Source organism: Atopostipes suicloacalis DSM 15692 (assembly GCF_900129085.1).
In the GTDB taxonomy this organism is placed as follows: Bacteria; Bacillota; Bacilli; order Lactobacillales; family Carnobacteriaceae_A; genus Atopostipes; species Atopostipes suicloacalis.
Map to the genome: position 1 here is coordinate 1 of NZ_FQUF01000027.1, position 16,337 is coordinate 16,337.

The window sequence follows — 16,337 nt, forward strand, 5'->3', positions numbered from 1 at the left end:
ATATTTATACGGTTAATTATACCAAAAATGCTGTTGGAAAAGGAATCTTAGTAAGAAAAAGTTAAATTTTATAGGGTTTTGACACCCTAACCATAAAATGTTAATATAACAATGAATAAACAAGGTATTTGTATTGTGATTTTAAATACAAAAAAACTCAAATAACAAAAGGATGAGGAAAAAATTATGAAAAAGTTTTTATCTGTTTTATTTTTATCGTCAGCTCTTGTTTTAACCGGCTGTGGGAATGAAGAAGCTCCAGAAGAAACACCAGAAGATACAGCTGAAGATGTACAAGATGATACAACTGTTGAGACAACAGAAGGATTACAAGATGGATCATACCGTGTTGAAGATCTTAACTTTGGCGAAACAGGCTGGAAGGAAGCTTTAGAAGTGACTGTTGCCGATGGGGAAATTACCGAAGCAACTTGGGAAAGTAAAGATGAAGATGGTAATGACAAAATTGATGACGAAGACTATCAAGAGACAATGACCAATGTTGATGGCTTAGGTCCTCAAGATTTTATACCAGATTTAGAAGGACAACTTGTAGAAAAACAAGATCCAGCAGATGTTGAAGTAGTATCTGGAGCAACACATACTTCAGAAAAATTCCAAGACTATGCACAACAATTAGTTGATGCAGCAGAAGAAGGAAATACAGAAACTATTGAAGTAGATAATGCAGAGTAATATATAAGTTTAAAGTTTTAAATAAATAAACAGGTAGGACGGGCTTTTTCCTACCTGTTTTTTAGTTTATACTATGATTAAAAATTAGGAGTTTAATATGAAGCGAATAATTAAAAATAAAAAATTGGTTTTTCTATTTTTTTTAAGTTCTATTCTTTTACTACTAGTTGCTTGTAGCCAGGAGAATAAAAAGGAAGAGGAAAATGAAACACCCTCTCAATCTGAAACAACTTTAATGGAGGAACCTGCAGAACGAAGAGAGTTTTTGATGGGCACTTATATTGTGTTGCGTGTGTATGATGAAGAAAAAGAAGAAGCACTAGACGAAGCCGTTGATCGGATAAAAGAACTCGATAAAAAACTGACTTCCAACGGCCCAGGCTCAGAAATTGATGCAATCAATCAAGCTGCCGGAGAAGAAGCGGTCGAGGTTTCCGATGATGTTTTTCCTTTAATTGAAGCGGCCGAAAAATATAGTTCGGTAGCAGGAAGTGGTTTTGACTATACTATTGGTCCTATCACAGATTTATGGAGCATTGGCTTTGATGATGCCAGAGTTCCAGAGGTAGAGGAAATCGAAGAAGTTTTACCTTTAGTCAATCACGAAAAAGTGAAATTAGATGTAGATAAACGTACCGTCTTCTTAACTGAAGAAGGCATGCGGATTGACTTAGGAGCGATTGCCAAGGGGTATATAGCGGATGAGGCTATGGACGTCTTAAAGGATCAAGGAGTTACAACAGCTATTGTTGATTTAGGTGGAAATGTAGTCATTATGGGCGATTCACCAACACGAGATGCAGGAGGATTTAATGTAGGTGTTCAAAATCCTGATTCCACTCGTGGTGAAATTGTGGGTTCTATTAATTTAAAAAATAAATCGATTGTTACATCAGGTATTTATGAAAGATATATTGAAAAAGAAGGTAAAGCTTATCATCATTTAATGAACCCGGATACTGGTTATCCCTTTGACAATGATTTGGCCGGAGTCACTGTAATCACAGATCACTCCGTCGATGGCGATGCTTTATCCACCGTTGTTTTTGGCTTTGGTCTTGAAGAAGGTCTTGATTATGTAAATAGTCAGGATGGGATTGAAGCGGTCTTTATCTCTTTAGATGACGAAATTTATACCTCAGATGGAGTTACGAATGAATTCAATTTAACGGATGATAGTTTTACATGGATCAATCAATAGATTAATACACTATATAGCATGAAGAAGAAATTAATGAACATATAATTTAAATTGAGTGCTTTATTCTCGGGAATTTTTCGATGATAAAACACTCAATTTTGTTATTCAGATTTCTTTATGTTTGACGAAGTGACAAAGTGTCACTATAATAAATAAAGCATCAAGAAATTCCAACTTAATTAAATGAGGAGATCCTATGGAAAATATTATAGAAGTTCATAATCTAAAAAAAGATTATGGAAATATTGAAGCAGTTAAAGGAATAAATTTTGACGTGAAAAGTGGTTCGTTTTTTGCCTTTTTAGGTCCAAATGGTGCCGGAAAGAGTACAACGATCGAAATGATGTGTACTTTTTTAACACCAAGTTCTGGTGAGATTAAAATCGGCCAATACAAAGTAGGAAAAGACAATGAAAAAATACGAGAAATGATCGGCGTTGTTTTTCAAAATAATGTACTTGATGATTTATTAACAGTAGAAGAAAATTTGCGTTTACGAGGTGGTCTGTACGAAAAAAATAAAGGAAACCTCCAAGAATTAATACAAGAAGCTATGGAAATAACGAATATTACCGACTTAAAAGATCGACCATATGGTGAACTATCAGGCGGGCAAAGACGACGTGCAGATTTAGCACGCGGATTAATTCATCGACCAAAAGTACTCTTTTTAGATGAACCGACCACCGGCTTAGATCCGCAGACCCGACAACAAGTCTGGAAGACGATAAAACAAATGCAACAAGAAAATAATTTAACGATTTTTCTGACTACTCACTATATGGAAGAAGCAGCACAGGCAGACAAAATTATGATTATCGACCATGGAGAGATTCAAGAAGAAGGTACTCCTTCTCAACTAAAAGAAAAATATGCCAAAAATAAATTAGTTCTTACGCCTAAAGATCAAACTTTAAGTGAAAAACTAGAAGCAAATAATGTGTCATTTGAGAAGACTGGTGATTCTCTTACCATTTATTTAGAATCGACCCTTGATGCAGTAGCTCTTTCTGAAAAATACATTAAGGATATAGAAAGCTATGAAGTACTCAAAGGGAGTATGGATGACGTGTTCTTAAACGTAACAGGAAAGGAGCTAAGATAATGCTGGCTTTAATTCAAAGGAATATTAAATTGTTTTTTAGGGATAAAATGACTGTATTTTTCTCCTTGCTATCTTCTTTGATTTTGATTGGCTTATACTTCGTGTTTTTAGAAGGTACTTTAAGTGTGGAGGTAGCTGATTACATTGATCCAGATTTAATTATGTTTAATTGGCTAATTGCAGGTATTTTAGCGATTAATTCAATTTCCACTACCTTAACGGCTTTTGGTACAAAAGTAAAAGATGATGAAAAAGCTATTTCTAAAGACTTTCATTCAACTCCGATTTCTAAAGCTCAAGTAGCGGGAGGATATATTGGTGCTGCTTTTGCCATCAGTCTATTAGTTTCAATCTTTACATTATTTATTGGAGAACTGATTATTTATTTCCAATATGGATCGATTATAGATTTTGTGACCTTTTTAAAGGTTTTGGCTCTTACCTTGGTTACAGTGTTTTCAAATTCAGCTTTAATGTATTTGGTTATTCTTTTCGTTGATTCTTCAGGGGCCTATTCGGTAATCAGTTCAGTCGTTGGTTCTCTATCAGGTTTTATCGCGGGAGTATATATCCCAGTAGGTGTTTTACCTGATTGGGTCGCTTCGATCATTAAATTCGTTCCATCCACTCAAGCCGCTTCCCTTTTACGTAAAGCCTTAATGCAAAATGAATTTCAAAAGATGAGTGGGGCTCCTAACGAGCTAATCTTAGAAGTGAAAGAAACTTTAGGAGTCATCTTTACATGGGGCGATGGCTATATAACAACTACTCAAAGCTTAATTTATGTTTTGTTATCAGGAGTTATTTTCTATCTATTAGCCGTTTGGAAACTTTCAAAAGAAGATTCTAACAATTAATAGATGACTCTTAAAAATAAGAAATAAACTAAAAACGACTCGTTCAAATTTGAATGAGTCGTTTTTTAGATACTATTTAGTAAAATAAATCGATAAATTTGTAACTTCTTTTTTATTCATTTAGAGAAGCTTCATACCACTTTCGAGACAAATCATTATTTTTTGCTTCTTCACTTTGCATTTTTTTAATCGTTGCGATATTTTTCATCATGAAATTCCCAACAACTCCTACGACAATACCGGCAATAATTCCTGCAAAGGATAAAACGGGAAGATATAGCATGACGGTAAATGATTGTGCAATTAAGCTAGCGACCGTGAGTTGCCCTACGTTAAAAAGAATACCTCCTGTTGTACTGATACCTATAAAACTGACTCTTTTAGGTCCTAATTTTCGAACCAGTACCATCCCAAAGAAACTTAAATAAGAACCAGCAAAGCTATACATAAAAGTGGATAAAGTTCCACCCAATAAAGAAGTAAGTAATAACCGCATAGTTACCACTTTAAAACTATCTTTAAAAGATAAAGAAAAAATAGCCACTAAAGTCACCATGTTCGCTAAACCTATTTTTGCTCCAGGAGCAAATGCTAAAAGATTGGGTAACATTCCTTCTACTAAGGATATTACCGTTGCTTGAGCAGCTAATAGTGCGATATAAACTGATTTTTGTGTTTTACTCATAATCCTACCTATCTTTCATTCTGTTCGTTTAGTTTATCATAATTCAATAGTAATGGATAGAAACAATAAAATTCAAAAGGAGTACGAATGAATATAGTTTAAATTTCTTGTGAATAATGTTTGAAAAAAGAGCTTATACTATTTTTTGTTCGGAGTAACATTGTATTTTTATACAAACAGTTTATAATTCTATTAGATTACGTTTTAAAAAGGATTTTTTATTTTTAAGAGTAGGTTAATTTTAGAAGACGTTCTTCCGACAATAGAAAATGTAAGCATAAAAGTGATTATGATTTATAATAAAAGAAGGTCAATTAGCATCAGAATTCGAATAAATAAAATATTTATTATTATCTATAATAATGGCTTAACATCAACATTTTTAAGCAACATTCAAATTGACTTTACGATTAAATATTGTTATATTGATTAATGTAATTTCTGTTTTACGATTTTTGTTTATATGACTCACGCAAACTTTATAAGGGAGCGTTGAATCGTATCTAGTGATGTATGGAGGGGATCATGACTAAATTACATTTTGTATTAATAATTTTAGGCTCAGCCTTATTCTTTTGGGATGTTTCTTATGGCCTAGGCTGGTTAATAGGTTGGATTTTTGCAGGATTGTTGCGTCAATATCGTGAGAAGATATTAGATAATCTTATAGATTTTGATCATTTCTCTACAAGGAAGTATATTGCTTATTTGCTTGGAGTGGTAGTTTGGATTGCTATTCCATTCTTCATTTCATTCTTGTTGCCTGATTACATTAATCCAATTGCTGTATTTGCAGCATTCTTTGCGGATCGAGCCTTAATGTTTGTCATGAGATCAATTAGAAAGGAGACTTAAATGTGTTTCAGATCGAACAAGTATCTATTTTAATTGTAACTATTTTTCTTGCGGTCTCTTTTTGGCTAATCAATAAACAGTTACAGACTTTGCAAGGCAAGCAAAAACCGAATCGTATAGCCGCTGGTGTTGTGAAACTTGTAAGTTGGATCAATCAATATACGATTGATGCAATGGGAGAAGAATATGGTCGGAAATTTTCGGCATATATTGGTACTGTTTTTATTTATATTTTAGTATCTAATATTAGTGGATTGTTCGGGCTATCCGCACCTACTTCCAACTATAGCGTAACGCTCTCATTTGCGGCAATTACTTGGATATTTATTCAAGGGGTTAGTATTAAAACAAATGGTTTCAAAGGCTATTTAAAAAGCTTTTTAGATCCGTTTGCTTTCTTTTTAATTCCAAATATTTTTGGGCAAATTGCTCCATTATTAAGTTTGTCTTTACGTTTATTTGGGAACGTCGTCGCTGGTTCGACCATTATGTCTTTGCTTTATATGTTTACAGGATGGGTTAGTCAATTTGTTCCAGTAATTGGCGGTTTTAACTTTTTTGGAGTGATTGTTGCTCCAGTTTTACATTTGTATTTTGATTTGTTTTCAGGATTTTTACAATCTTTTTTATTTATTTCGTTAACAATTATTTTCATTGGGGTAGAAACGCCTCAAGAAAATGGATAAAAATAATATAAATTATATAAGGAGTTGTTTTTAAATGACAATTGGAGATGGATTAGTAGCAATCGCAGCAGCTTTAGCAGTAATGACAGGGATTTTCTCAACGGCAGGGCAAGGTTATGTCGCAGCAAAAGCTGTTGAAGCAGTAGGTAAAAACCCAGAAGCAGAAAATGAAATCCGTACAATGCTTATTTTAGGTGCTGGTATTGCTGAAACGGCAGCGATTTATGGACTATTGATTGCTTTCTTAATACTCTTTGCATATTAAACTTAAAATGAGGGATAAAATATGATCGATATAGCGGAAAAACTTTTTCCAAATCTATTAACATTACTTGTCCAGTTAGCTGCAACGGGGATCATTTATCTTTTATACCGAAAATATTTACATCAACCCGTGATGAATTATTTAGATAAACAAGCAGAAGAGCTAAATGAAGCTCAAAATTATGCAAAAACAGTAGAGGAAGAGGCGCAAGTTAAGACGCAAGCCTTGGAAAAAGAGCATCAAGAAGAAGTCGAAAGATTAAAACGTGCACAACAAGCGATGGAAGTTGAAGCAAGAAAAGAGCGTGAGAAAATCATTGAACAAGCTACTCATGAAAAAGAACTAATGCTTGAACAAGCTCACAATGAGATTGAAATTCAAAGAGCGAATTTAATTGCAGAAGTAGAAGATTATTTATTAGATGTAGCTTTGAACTTAACAGAACGCACGCTTGAAAACTATGATTATGATGAAACAGAAATTTATCATTCATTAGAAGTAGAATTGGAGCAGATGAATAATGAGACTCACTAAACAATATGTGTATGCATTATTAGCCTCTATTCCAGCGGATTCTTCTATAGATGTGTGGTTTCAACTTCAAGAGCTAACTCAAATATTAAAACAATCTGATCAATATGTTCATGCGTTAGATGTGAAAGCGGAAAGTTTTCAAAATTTACGCACCATTTTAAATGGTCAATTTGACGCAATGGTGATTAACTTTTTAGAAGTTATTACAGAAGAAGGGATGCTACATCGATTAGAAACGATTACGGAAGATTACTATTTGATCCTAGTCGAAGAAAATATATTATTTGATGTACAAGTTTATAGTGCAAATCCTTTAGGTGAACAAATTAAAAATCAGATTGAATCTCTAATTTACAATCGTTGGGGAGAAAACTCAATGATTCATTATCAAATAAATAAAAACTTAATCGGAGGAATTCGATTAGAAGTAAATGGTGCGGTAATAGATACGACTTTTCGTTCGCGCATCGATCAAATTATAAGAGAGGTGCAGCATGGATCGAAAAAGTGAACAAATTATTCAAAAATTACAAGATAGAATTCAACAAGTTGATTGGGAATTTAGTGATTTAGACACAGGTGTCGTTTTAACGGTTGGAGACGGTATTTCTTTCGTTCGTGGATTACAAGATGTTCAAGCGAATGAGTTAGTCCGATTCGAAAATGGAACATTTGGTTTAGCGCTTAACTTGGAAGAAAATCAAGTAGGTGTAATTCTTCTCGGAAGTGACCGAGGTATTCGTGAAGGAGATACAGTTTACCGAACAGAAGAAATTGTCCAAGTACCTGTTGGAGATGACTTATTGGGACGTATTATTGACCCATTAGGTGAGCCATTAGATAATAAAGGACCAATCACGGCCACAGAAGAAAGATATATAGAACGAGTAGCTCCAGGCGTTATGACACGCCATAGTGTTGGTCGTCCATTATTTACGGGGCTTAAGGTCATTGATTCGATGATTCCAATTGGTAAAGGTCAACGAGAGTTAATTATTGGTGACCGCCAGACAGGAAAAACAAGTATTGCTTTGAATACGATTTTGAATCAAAAAGATCAAAATGTTAAATGTGTATACGTAGCGATTGGACAAAAATCATCGACAGTAGTTCAAGTTGCTGAAACTTTGGAGCGTTATGGTGCAATGGATTACACGGTCATTATTAATAGTCCAGCGAATGATTCAGCAGCTCGTCAATATATTTCACCATATGCTGGCTGTGCAATTGCAGAATATTGGATGGATAAGGGCGAAGATGTTCTAGTTATTTATGATGACTTATCAAAACATGCAGTCGCTTATCGTACAATTTCATTACTATTAAAACGACCATCTGGACGCGAAGCCTATCCAGGGGATGTTTTCTATCTCCATTCACGTTTATTAGAACGTGCGGGTCAATTAAATGAGAACTATGGTGGAGGTTCAATGACTGCTTTACCAATTATTGAAACTCAGCTTGGAGATATTAGTGCATATATTCCAACAAACGTTATCTCAATTACAGATGGACAGTTATTTTTAGATACGGAACAATTCGCCTCGGGGCATCGTCCTGCAGTAGATAGTGGGTTGTCTGTTTCTCGTGTTGGATCAGATGCTCAAACAGATGCGATGAAATCTGTCTCTGGTTCTTTAAAATTGGAATTAGCAACATATGAAGAATTAAGTTCCTTTGCGCAATTTAGTTCGGATATTGATCCAGAAACACAAAAAGTAATTGATCACGGAAATCGATTAAATGAACTCTTGAAACAACCGGCTTACCAAGTCATTAAACATGAGTTAGTCATTTTAAGTATGTATTTGTCAGAATATGGCTGGTTAGATAAACTAGAAGTAGAAGAAGTACGTCCATTTGAACGTTATATGCAAGAAGCTTTTCAAAATAATTATTCAGATATATTAGATGAGTTAGCTGAAAATTATGAACTAACGGAAGATTTACAAAAACGAATTGACGAAGTCATGGAAACTCTTCTGGAAGATTTCAAGGTGATGCAGAATGGCTGAGAATATCAAAACCATTCAACTGCGGATGAACACGATTAATAAAGTCTCTAAAATTACAAATGCTATGAAACTAGTATCTATGAGCAAATTGCAAAAATATCAAAGAAGAATTAAAGAATTTTCCGAAATTGTGGCGGAATATGAGGATATTCCTTCAGAAAAAATGGTGGATTCTGAAAATTTAGATGTTTTAGCTGTTTGCTTTGTTCCAGACTTGGGTTTAGTTTCTGGCTATAATAATGCAATCACTAAAGCAGCTCGTGAGTTAAACCCGGATGCTATTTTCTGGCTAGGTAGTCAAAATTATGAAAAAGTGAGCACTATACCAGATTTAAATGTGGTTAATGAGAAAATGCAAAGTGATCATTTGCATATCGATTTTTTATATGATGATATTGTAGAGTACTTAAAAGAATATCAAGTTTATCTAGCTGTTCCTCACATGAGAGGGAATGATTTAGAAATTTCTTGGAAATATTTAAACGAGCAATTAACATATAGTGATTTTATTATTTATGAACCAGACTATGATTCTGCAAATGAACGGTTTAAACAATTTAATTTATTGCTCTCTTTATATGATGCCTACTATCAATCAAAATATAGTGAAAATATGACGCGTCGTATTGCGATGGAGCAAGCAACAGACAACGCAAATGATATGCGTGAAGAACTAGGCAACCGTTACAATCAATTACGACAAGAACGTATTACTGCAGAAATTTTAGAATTATCAGCGGGGGTGGAATAAAAGTATGAATCAAGGAACAATCGATCAAATAATTGGTTCGGTTATTGATGTGAGATTTCCAAAAGACCAATTACCAGATTTATATAACAAACTAGTTGTACAAAGTGAAGAAGAGGTATCCTTAGAAGTTGCCCAACATATTGGTCATGATATAGTACGTTGCATTTCCATGCAGCCAACAGATGGTCTTCAGCGAGGAATGAAAGCTTTAGATACTGGAGAACCCATCAGTGTACCAGTGGGCGAAAAAACGTTAGGTAGAATGTTTAATGTATTAGGTGAACCGATTGATGAATTAGGTGAAACTGAGACAGAAGAAACGATGCCTATTCATCGACAAGCCCCAGCTTTTGATCAACGCTTAACCAGTTCGGAAATTCTTGAAACAGGAATTAAGGTCATTGATTTACTCTGTCCTTATCCTCAAGGAGGAAAAATTGGACTCTTCGGGGGTGCTGGTGTAGGTAAAACTGTACTGATGCAAGAATTAATTAACAATATGGCGGTTGAGCAAGGTGGCTTATCTGTGGTTGCCGGTGTTGGAGAACGTACACGTGAAGGTAATGATTTATATAATGAGATGAAAGATGCCGGCGTGTTAGACCAAACGACACTAATTTATGGTCAAATGAACGAGCCACCTGGAGCACGTATGCGGGTAGCCTTATCCGGTTTGACCATGGCTGAATACTTTAGAGATGTTAAAAAACAAGACGTTTTATTATTTGTTGATAATATTTTCAGATATATTCAAGCAGGTTCAGAAGTATCTGCGTTACTTGGGCGTATGTCATCCGCAGTGGGTTACCAACCAACGTTATCTAATGAGATGGGAGAGCTTCAAGAACGAATTGCCTCAACAAAGGATGGCTCTATTACTTCCATTCAAGCAATTTATGTACCAGCGGATGATTTAACTGACCCGGCTGCTGCGATTGCCTTCTCTCACTTAGATTCACGAACAGTTTTAAGTCGTCAAATTGCAGCTCTAGGAATTTATCCTGCAGTTGATCCATTAGAGTCTAACAGTAACTTACTGGCAGAAGAATATGTAGGAGCGGAACACGTTGAAGTGGCTCAGGCTGTTCAATCTACTCTTCAAAGATATCAAGAATTACAAGATATTATTGCCATTCTTGGTATGGATGAATTAAGTGATGAAGATAAGTTAGTCACGAGCCGAGCTCGTAAAATCCGTAACTTCTTATCTCAACCTTTCTTTGTTGGTGAGAGTTTTACTGGAATGAAAGGGCAGTTTGTACCAATTGAAGATACGGTACGAAGCTTTAAAGCTATTTTAGATGGGGAAGTAGACCATATTCCGGAAAGTAAATTCTTATTTAAAGCAACGATTGATGATGTTATAGCAGACGCTTAACGGGGGTATAAAATGTTTACATTAACGATGATAACACCCGAAGGTAAAAAACATGTTTCTGAGAATACTCGAATATCTCTTCCAACAGAAGATGGTCTTCGAACAATTCTTGCAAATCACATGGATGTCGTTGTACCGGTAGAAATCGGGAAAGTTAAAGTTATTAAAGATAATCAATCAGATACAGTGGTTATTTCTGAAGGTATTTTTTACTTCAAAGATAATATTGCCCAATTATTTGTTCGTACCTTTGAATTCTCAGAAGAAATCGATAGAATTCGAGCAGAGCGAGCAAAAGAGCGAGCAGAAGAGATGTTAAAGAGAAAGTTAGAAGCTCGTGAAATGCAAGAGGCAGAATTAGCATTAAAAAGAGCCTTAACTCGATTATCTGCTACAAGATAATTATACAAAAATTAAACATTCCCACTTTACGCGAAGAAAGCTTAAAGTGGGAATGTTTTTTTATAAAAAATAATAATGCTTATGTTGTTTGATATAATATACAAGCCAATTTAAGAATAAAAAAATCTTTTAGATTACGTGGATTATATCCCGTTAAGTTATTTATTTTATTTAATTGATATTGTACTGTATTTTTATGAACAAATAACTCATCTGCACATTTTTTAATACTACCATTATGCTCTTCATAAATATTTAATAAATCAATAATTTCTCCTATTTCTTCAGGAGTAACATCTTTAAAAATATTATCTAAAAAAAATTCTTTATCTTCTTTTAAAATATCATGAAGTATAATTCCATATTCCATTTCATTATAGTATAGGTAAGGTAACGAATGGAAATTTAAATTCCACGATAAAGCGGTATAAGAATTTTTTATACTATTTTTAAGTGTATCAATTGAAGTCGCTAGACTACCAATTCCAAAAATGAAATTAGAGTCTAAGTTACTTTTGAGTCTGGAAAGTATATTTTCGATAATGGTATTAATATTTTCTGAAGAATGAATTTCAATTAAAATTGTAATGAATCCATTTCTTACATCAAATATATTATTTTCATTGAGACCAATAAGAGTATTTAATTCGTTATAAATTTTAGATGTCATTTCATAAGTCAAATCATTATTATTTATTAAAACACCTGTAATTACTACTCGGGTTAAATCAAAATTAGTATCATATAAAAACTTAATTAAGCCGGGACTTTGTTCAAGGGCGATGTTTCGCTCCATAATGTAGTCTATAATAAAACGATGACTATGTCTTTTATTAAATATTATATCTTTCGCGATACTATCTCTAATAAGAATCTCTGTCATTTGCTTAATAATTTCACCATATTTACTAACTTCATCTTTTTTTCCAGTTATTCCTATTACACCAACAATATTTTGATTCAATAAAACAGGGAGATTAATTCCTTGTTTCGCTCCTTTAAATTCTTCATCATAACTAATAATCAAAGATTTTTCAGTTTCTATGACAAGCTTTGCACCATCATGGTTTTCACCGATTCGAGTTGGATCTGTACTAGCAATTATTTCTCCCTTTATTGAAAAATAATTAATTTCTTGATGAATTATAGCTTTCATACTATCAACAATATTTTGAGCAACCTCTACAGCAATCATAAAACTCTCCTTTTGTTCTTTATAATAATATATAACAATATAAATCAGTAAACATTATTCTGTATAACATTGTATAGTTAATATTAAAAGAATACAATATATTTGTAAGCGTTTATAAAACAAAAGATATTTATAACTGTATAGTTTACACTCACAAGTATCTAATTTTAGAAAATAACTGAAGAATAGTTCTAAAGAAATAAGATTAATATATTATAGGAGGAAATCTTTGATGGTACCAACAGTAGAAAAAATGACAGTATACCCAGTTGCAGGTTATGATTCCATGTTATTAAATTTAAGTGGAGCACATGGACCATTTTTCACACGTAACATTGTAGTTTTAGAGGATTCTGAAGGAAATTTAGGTGTTGGAGAAGTTCCAGGTGGAGAAAAAATCACTAATACTTTGAATGATGTTAAAGACATTGTTGAAGGACGTAGTATTGCAGAATATAAAAACATTGTTAAAGAAATTGGGGAAAAATATGGGCAGCTAGATAGTGGTGGACGTGGAGAGCAAACATTTGATTTACGTACAACCGTTCATGTACAGACAGCTGTTGAGACTCCGTTATTAGATCTTTTAGGTAAACATTTGAAAGTGCCAGTAGCTGCTTTATTAGGGGATGGACAAGTTCGGGAAAATGTTCCATTCTTAGGCTACTTATTTTATGTTGGAGATCCAGATAAAACTGAGTTACCTTATTTGAGAGATGATGATAATTCAGATGCTTGGGGTAGATTGCGTAGAGAAGAAGCATTAACTCCTGAATCAATCGTAGAACTGGCAAAAGCAGCTTATGAGCGTTATGGCTTCAAAGACTTCAAGTTAAAAGGTGGTGTACTTGAAGGGGCTGAAGAAATGGAAGCAATTAGAGCGTTGAAAAAAGAATTTCCTAATGCTCGCATTACATTAGACCCTAATGGTGCATGGTCATTAGAAGAAGCGGTTGATTTGTGTAAAGACATGCATGGTATTTTAACATATGTTGAAGATCCTAGTGGAGCAGAAGATGGGTACAGTGGAAGAGAAATAATGGCTGAATTCATTCAAAGAACTAACTTACCAACAGCTACAAATATGGTAGCCACGGATTGGAGACAAATGCATCATTCAATAAAATTGAATAGTGTAACAATTCCACTAGCAGACCCTCATTTTTGGACAATGCAAGGATCAACAAGAGTAGCACAAATGTGTCATGAATTTGGGATGACATGGGGAGTTCATTCAAATAATCACTTTGATATCTCATTAGCTATGGTAGCACACGTTGGAGCAGCAGCTCCAGGCGCAATAAACGCTTGTGATACACATTATATTTGGCAAGATGGTCAGTTTTTAACAAAAAACCCACATAAAATTGAAGGTGGAGAAATCCATATTGCTAAAGATTCAGTCGGACTAGGGATCGAACCCGATATTGAAGCGATTGAAAAAGCACATAAACTATATGTTGATAATAATTTAGGAGCTCGTGATGATTCAATTGCAATGCAATATTTAATTGAAGACTGGAAGTTTGATAGAAAGAAACCAGCATTAGTTAGATGATGTTTCTAGAAATTTAGATTGGGGTAATAAAATGATAAACAGAGAAGATATAAAAGGAATCATTGTTCCAATTGTAACACCGGTAGATGACAATGAAGATTTAGATGAGCAAAGAATGCGTAAAATTGTTAATCATGTAATTGATACCGGAGTACATGGGATTTTAGCATTTGGTAGTAATTCTGAATTCTATATGTTTGAAGATGAAGAAATGTTACAAGCATTAGATATTATAATTGACGAGACAGCCGGAAGAGTGCCAGTTTATTTTGGAATGGGTGCTATCAGAACTCGTAAAGCTGTAGAATTAGCACAAAAAGCTGTAAACCGTGATATTGCAGCTGTTTCGATTTTACAACCAATGTTTATTCAACCTACAGATAAAGCTTTATATAATCATTTTGAAACAATTGCACAAAGTATCCCTGATACTGCAGTATTACTTTACAATAATCCAGGTAGATGTGGTTATGGTATTCCTAAACAAGTTATTAGTGATTTAGCGCATAACGTATCTAATATAGTGGGGATTAAAGACTCAAGTGGAGATATTACATTTACAAGTGAAATCATCCGATTAACCAAAGATGTTGATTTTAAAGTTCTCACAGGTAAGGACACCGTAATTTATGCTGGTATGTGTATGGGAGCAGTAGGCAGTGTTTGTTCAACAGCAAATATGTTCGGAGAATTAGTAAATAGTATTTATGATTTATATATAGAAGGTAAATACGAAGAAGCCTTAGAAGCACAGTATAAATTAAATCCCATTCGTCTTTCTCAAGATGGCGCAAGCTTTCCGGCAGCTGCAAAGGATATGTCTAATTTAATGGGATTAGATGTAGGAAAATCTATTAGACCTACCGAAGCCACAGACGGAGAAGTGTTAAAGAAAATGCAAGAAGCAATGTATGAAGGTGGTTTTTTAGATTTAGTAGAGTAGGAGGAAAAAATATGGGGGGGAAAATTATAATAGCCTCAGACTCTTTTAAGGGAAGTGCTACATCTTTAGATATAGGAAACTATATATCGGAGTCAATCCAAGAAGAGTACCCAGAGTATTCAACGGAAATCTTTGCTGTAGCTGATGGCGGAGAAGGTACTGTAAGAGCTATACTATCTGTACTTAAAGGAGAAATAATAACTAAGAATGTAAAAGGACCACTTGGTAATAATATTCAAGCAGAGTATGGTTTAATTAACAATGGAAAAACTGCGATCATTGAAATGGCTGAGGCTTCAGGACTTACTTTAGTTGATGAAACAGAAAGAGATATCATGCAAGCTTCGACCTTTGGTACTGGTCAGTTAATTGTAGATGCTCTTAGTAAAGAAGTTGAAGAGATTTATATTGGGATTGGAGGCAGCGCTACGAATGATGGTGGAATCGGAGCAGCTAGCGCACTCGGAGTTAAATTCTTAGATGATGAATCAAAAGAACTAAAACCGATTGCAGCAAACTTATCTAAAATCCAATCAATTAATAATTCAAATATAGTAAAAGATATTGAAAAAACTAAGATAACTATACTATCAGATGTTACAAATCCTTTATGCGGTGAATTTGGAGCCTCTGCTATTTACGGGCCCCAAAAAGGAGCTTCTAAAAAGCAAATTCAAGAGCTAGATAAGGCTCTGAAACATTATGCGAAAATTATATTTAATGAATTTGGTCTTGATATTTTAGAAGTTGAAGGAGCAGGAGCAGCTGGAGGATTAGGGGCAGGACTTATGGTTTTTGCAAACGCAAATTACCGTTTAGGTATAGAATCAATACTAGAACTGATTCAGATTGAAAAATCTATTAAAGATGCTGATTTAGTGATTACTGGAGAAGGTAGTATTGATGGACAATCTTCTTATGGGAAAGCACCAACAGGGATAGCGAAACTAGCTAAAAAGTATAACATACCAGTAGTAGCAATAGTAGGTAGGTCAGATTTAGACTTAGATTTAATCTACAAAAATGGTATTGACGGAGTATTTGATATTATTTATAAGCCAATGACTTTAGAAGATGCAATTTCAAATACTGAAAAGTTAGTTAAAGCAATGACAAAGAACATTTTGCACTTTTACAATGCTATCAGTAATTACTAAAAATAGTTTTTAATTCAATTGACATTTATTTTATTCAATAATACGTTAGTAATG

The 16,337-nt window shown here is 34.0% G+C and carries 18 protein-coding genes; 16 read left to right on the plus strand and 2 right to left on the minus strand.

The window, feature by feature from the left end; genetic code table 11:
- Positions 1–186 precede the first annotated feature (186 nt).
- From BUB96_RS08100 to BUB96_RS08115, 4 genes are all read left to right on the plus strand, one after another.
- Complete coding sequence (locus tag BUB96_RS08100; RefSeq protein ID WP_073298374.1) at positions 187–696, plus strand: FMN-binding protein; 510 nt, start codon at positions 187–189, stop codon at positions 694–696.
- Positions 697–793: 97 nt separating this feature from the next.
- Complete coding sequence (locus tag BUB96_RS08105) at positions 794–1,897, plus strand: FAD:protein FMN transferase (protein WP_143274303.1); 1,104 nt, start codon at positions 794–796, stop codon at positions 1,895–1,897.
- 196 nt (positions 1,898–2,093) lie between these two features.
- The gene (locus BUB96_RS08110; protein ID WP_073298375.1) at positions 2,094–3,002 is read left to right on the plus strand and encodes an ABC transporter ATP-binding protein; all 909 of its coding nucleotides are present in this window, start codon (positions 2,094–2,096) and stop codon (positions 3,000–3,002) included.
- A complete protein-coding gene (locus tag BUB96_RS08115) occupies positions 3,002–3,859 on the plus strand; it encodes an ABC transporter permease (protein ID WP_073298376.1) in 858 nt (285 codons plus the stop codon). Before BUB96_RS08110 ends, BUB96_RS08115 begins: the two co-directional genes overlap by 1 nt.
- A gap of 112 nt (positions 3,860–3,971) precedes the next feature.
- Here the strand turns inward: BUB96_RS08115 and BUB96_RS08120 are convergent, their stop codons facing one another.
- Positions 3,972–4,544, minus strand: a complete 573-nt coding sequence (locus BUB96_RS08120) for a Gx transporter family protein (protein ID WP_073298377.1) — start codon at positions 4,542–4,544, stop codon at positions 3,972–3,974.
- 525 nt (positions 4,545–5,069) lie between these two features.
- Here BUB96_RS08120 and BUB96_RS08125 point away from each other — a divergent pair.
- The 9 genes from BUB96_RS08125 to atpC are packed head-to-tail and all read left to right on the plus strand — an operon-like array spanning position 5,070 to position 11,430.
- A complete protein-coding gene (locus BUB96_RS08125) occupies positions 5,070–5,399 on the plus strand; it encodes a hypothetical protein (RefSeq protein WP_073298378.1) in 330 nt (109 codons plus the stop codon).
- Between the two features lie 2 nt (positions 5,400–5,401).
- A complete protein-coding gene (locus tag BUB96_RS08130) occupies positions 5,402–6,085 on the plus strand; it encodes a F0F1 ATP synthase subunit A (protein ID WP_073298379.1) in 684 nt (227 codons plus the stop codon).
- A gap of 34 nt (positions 6,086–6,119) precedes the next feature.
- On the plus strand, positions 6,120–6,350 hold the full coding sequence (gene atpE / locus BUB96_RS08135) for an ATP synthase F0 subunit C (RefSeq protein ID WP_073298380.1): 231 nt from the start codon (positions 6,120–6,122) through the stop codon (positions 6,348–6,350).
- A 21-nt stretch (positions 6,351–6,371) separates the two neighbouring features.
- Complete coding sequence (locus BUB96_RS08140; RefSeq protein ID WP_073298381.1) at positions 6,372–6,884, plus strand: ATP synthase F0 subunit B; 513 nt, start codon at positions 6,372–6,374, stop codon at positions 6,882–6,884.
- Positions 6,871–7,395, plus strand: a complete 525-nt coding sequence (atpH, locus tag BUB96_RS08145) for an ATP synthase F1 subunit delta (RefSeq protein WP_073298382.1) — start codon at positions 6,871–6,873, stop codon at positions 7,393–7,395. The genes BUB96_RS08140 and atpH overlap by 14 nt, the downstream gene beginning before the upstream one ends.
- Complete coding sequence (gene atpA / locus BUB96_RS08150) at positions 7,379–8,899, plus strand: F0F1 ATP synthase subunit alpha (RefSeq protein WP_073298383.1); 1,521 nt, start codon at positions 7,379–7,381, stop codon at positions 8,897–8,899. The genes atpH and atpA overlap by 17 nt, the downstream gene beginning before the upstream one ends.
- Positions 8,892–9,650, plus strand: a complete 759-nt coding sequence (locus BUB96_RS08155) for a F0F1 ATP synthase subunit gamma (RefSeq protein WP_073298384.1) — start codon at positions 8,892–8,894, stop codon at positions 9,648–9,650. Before atpA ends, BUB96_RS08155 begins: the two co-directional genes overlap by 8 nt.
- A 4-nt stretch (positions 9,651–9,654) precedes the next feature.
- Positions 9,655–11,028, plus strand: coding sequence for a F0F1 ATP synthase subunit beta (atpD, locus tag BUB96_RS08160; protein WP_073298385.1), 1,374 nt, complete (start codon positions 9,655–9,657; stop codon positions 11,026–11,028).
- A 12-nt stretch (positions 11,029–11,040) separates the two neighbouring features.
- The gene (gene atpC, locus BUB96_RS08165; protein ID WP_073298386.1) at positions 11,041–11,430 is read left to right on the plus strand and encodes an ATP synthase F1 subunit epsilon; all 390 of its coding nucleotides are present in this window, start codon (positions 11,041–11,043) and stop codon (positions 11,428–11,430) included.
- A 79-nt stretch (positions 11,431–11,509) separates the two neighbouring features.
- Here the strand turns inward: atpC and BUB96_RS08170 are convergent, their stop codons facing one another.
- On the minus strand, positions 11,510–12,625 hold the full coding sequence (locus tag BUB96_RS08170) for a CdaR family transcriptional regulator (protein ID WP_073298387.1): 1,116 nt from the start codon (positions 12,623–12,625) through the stop codon (positions 11,510–11,512).
- Positions 12,626–12,857: 232 nt separating this feature from the next.
- Here BUB96_RS08170 and BUB96_RS08175 point away from each other — a divergent pair, with 232 nt between their 5' ends.
- From BUB96_RS08175 to BUB96_RS08185, 3 genes are read left to right on the plus strand one after another with little or no spacing between them, the layout of a single operon-like run.
- Positions 12,858–14,183 carry an enolase C-terminal domain-like protein gene (locus tag BUB96_RS08175; protein ID WP_200789083.1) on the plus strand — a complete coding sequence of 442 codons (1,326 nt, stop codon included), beginning with the start codon at positions 12,858–12,860 and terminating at the stop codon, positions 14,181–14,183.
- Between the two features lie 31 nt (positions 14,184–14,214).
- Complete coding sequence (locus BUB96_RS08180) at positions 14,215–15,126, plus strand: dihydrodipicolinate synthase family protein (RefSeq protein WP_084137052.1); 912 nt, start codon at positions 14,215–14,217, stop codon at positions 15,124–15,126.
- Between the two features lie 11 nt (positions 15,127–15,137).
- A complete protein-coding gene (locus BUB96_RS08185; RefSeq protein ID WP_073298389.1) occupies positions 15,138–16,283 on the plus strand; it encodes a glycerate kinase in 1,146 nt (381 codons plus the stop codon).
- Positions 16,284–16,337 lie beyond the last annotated feature (54 nt).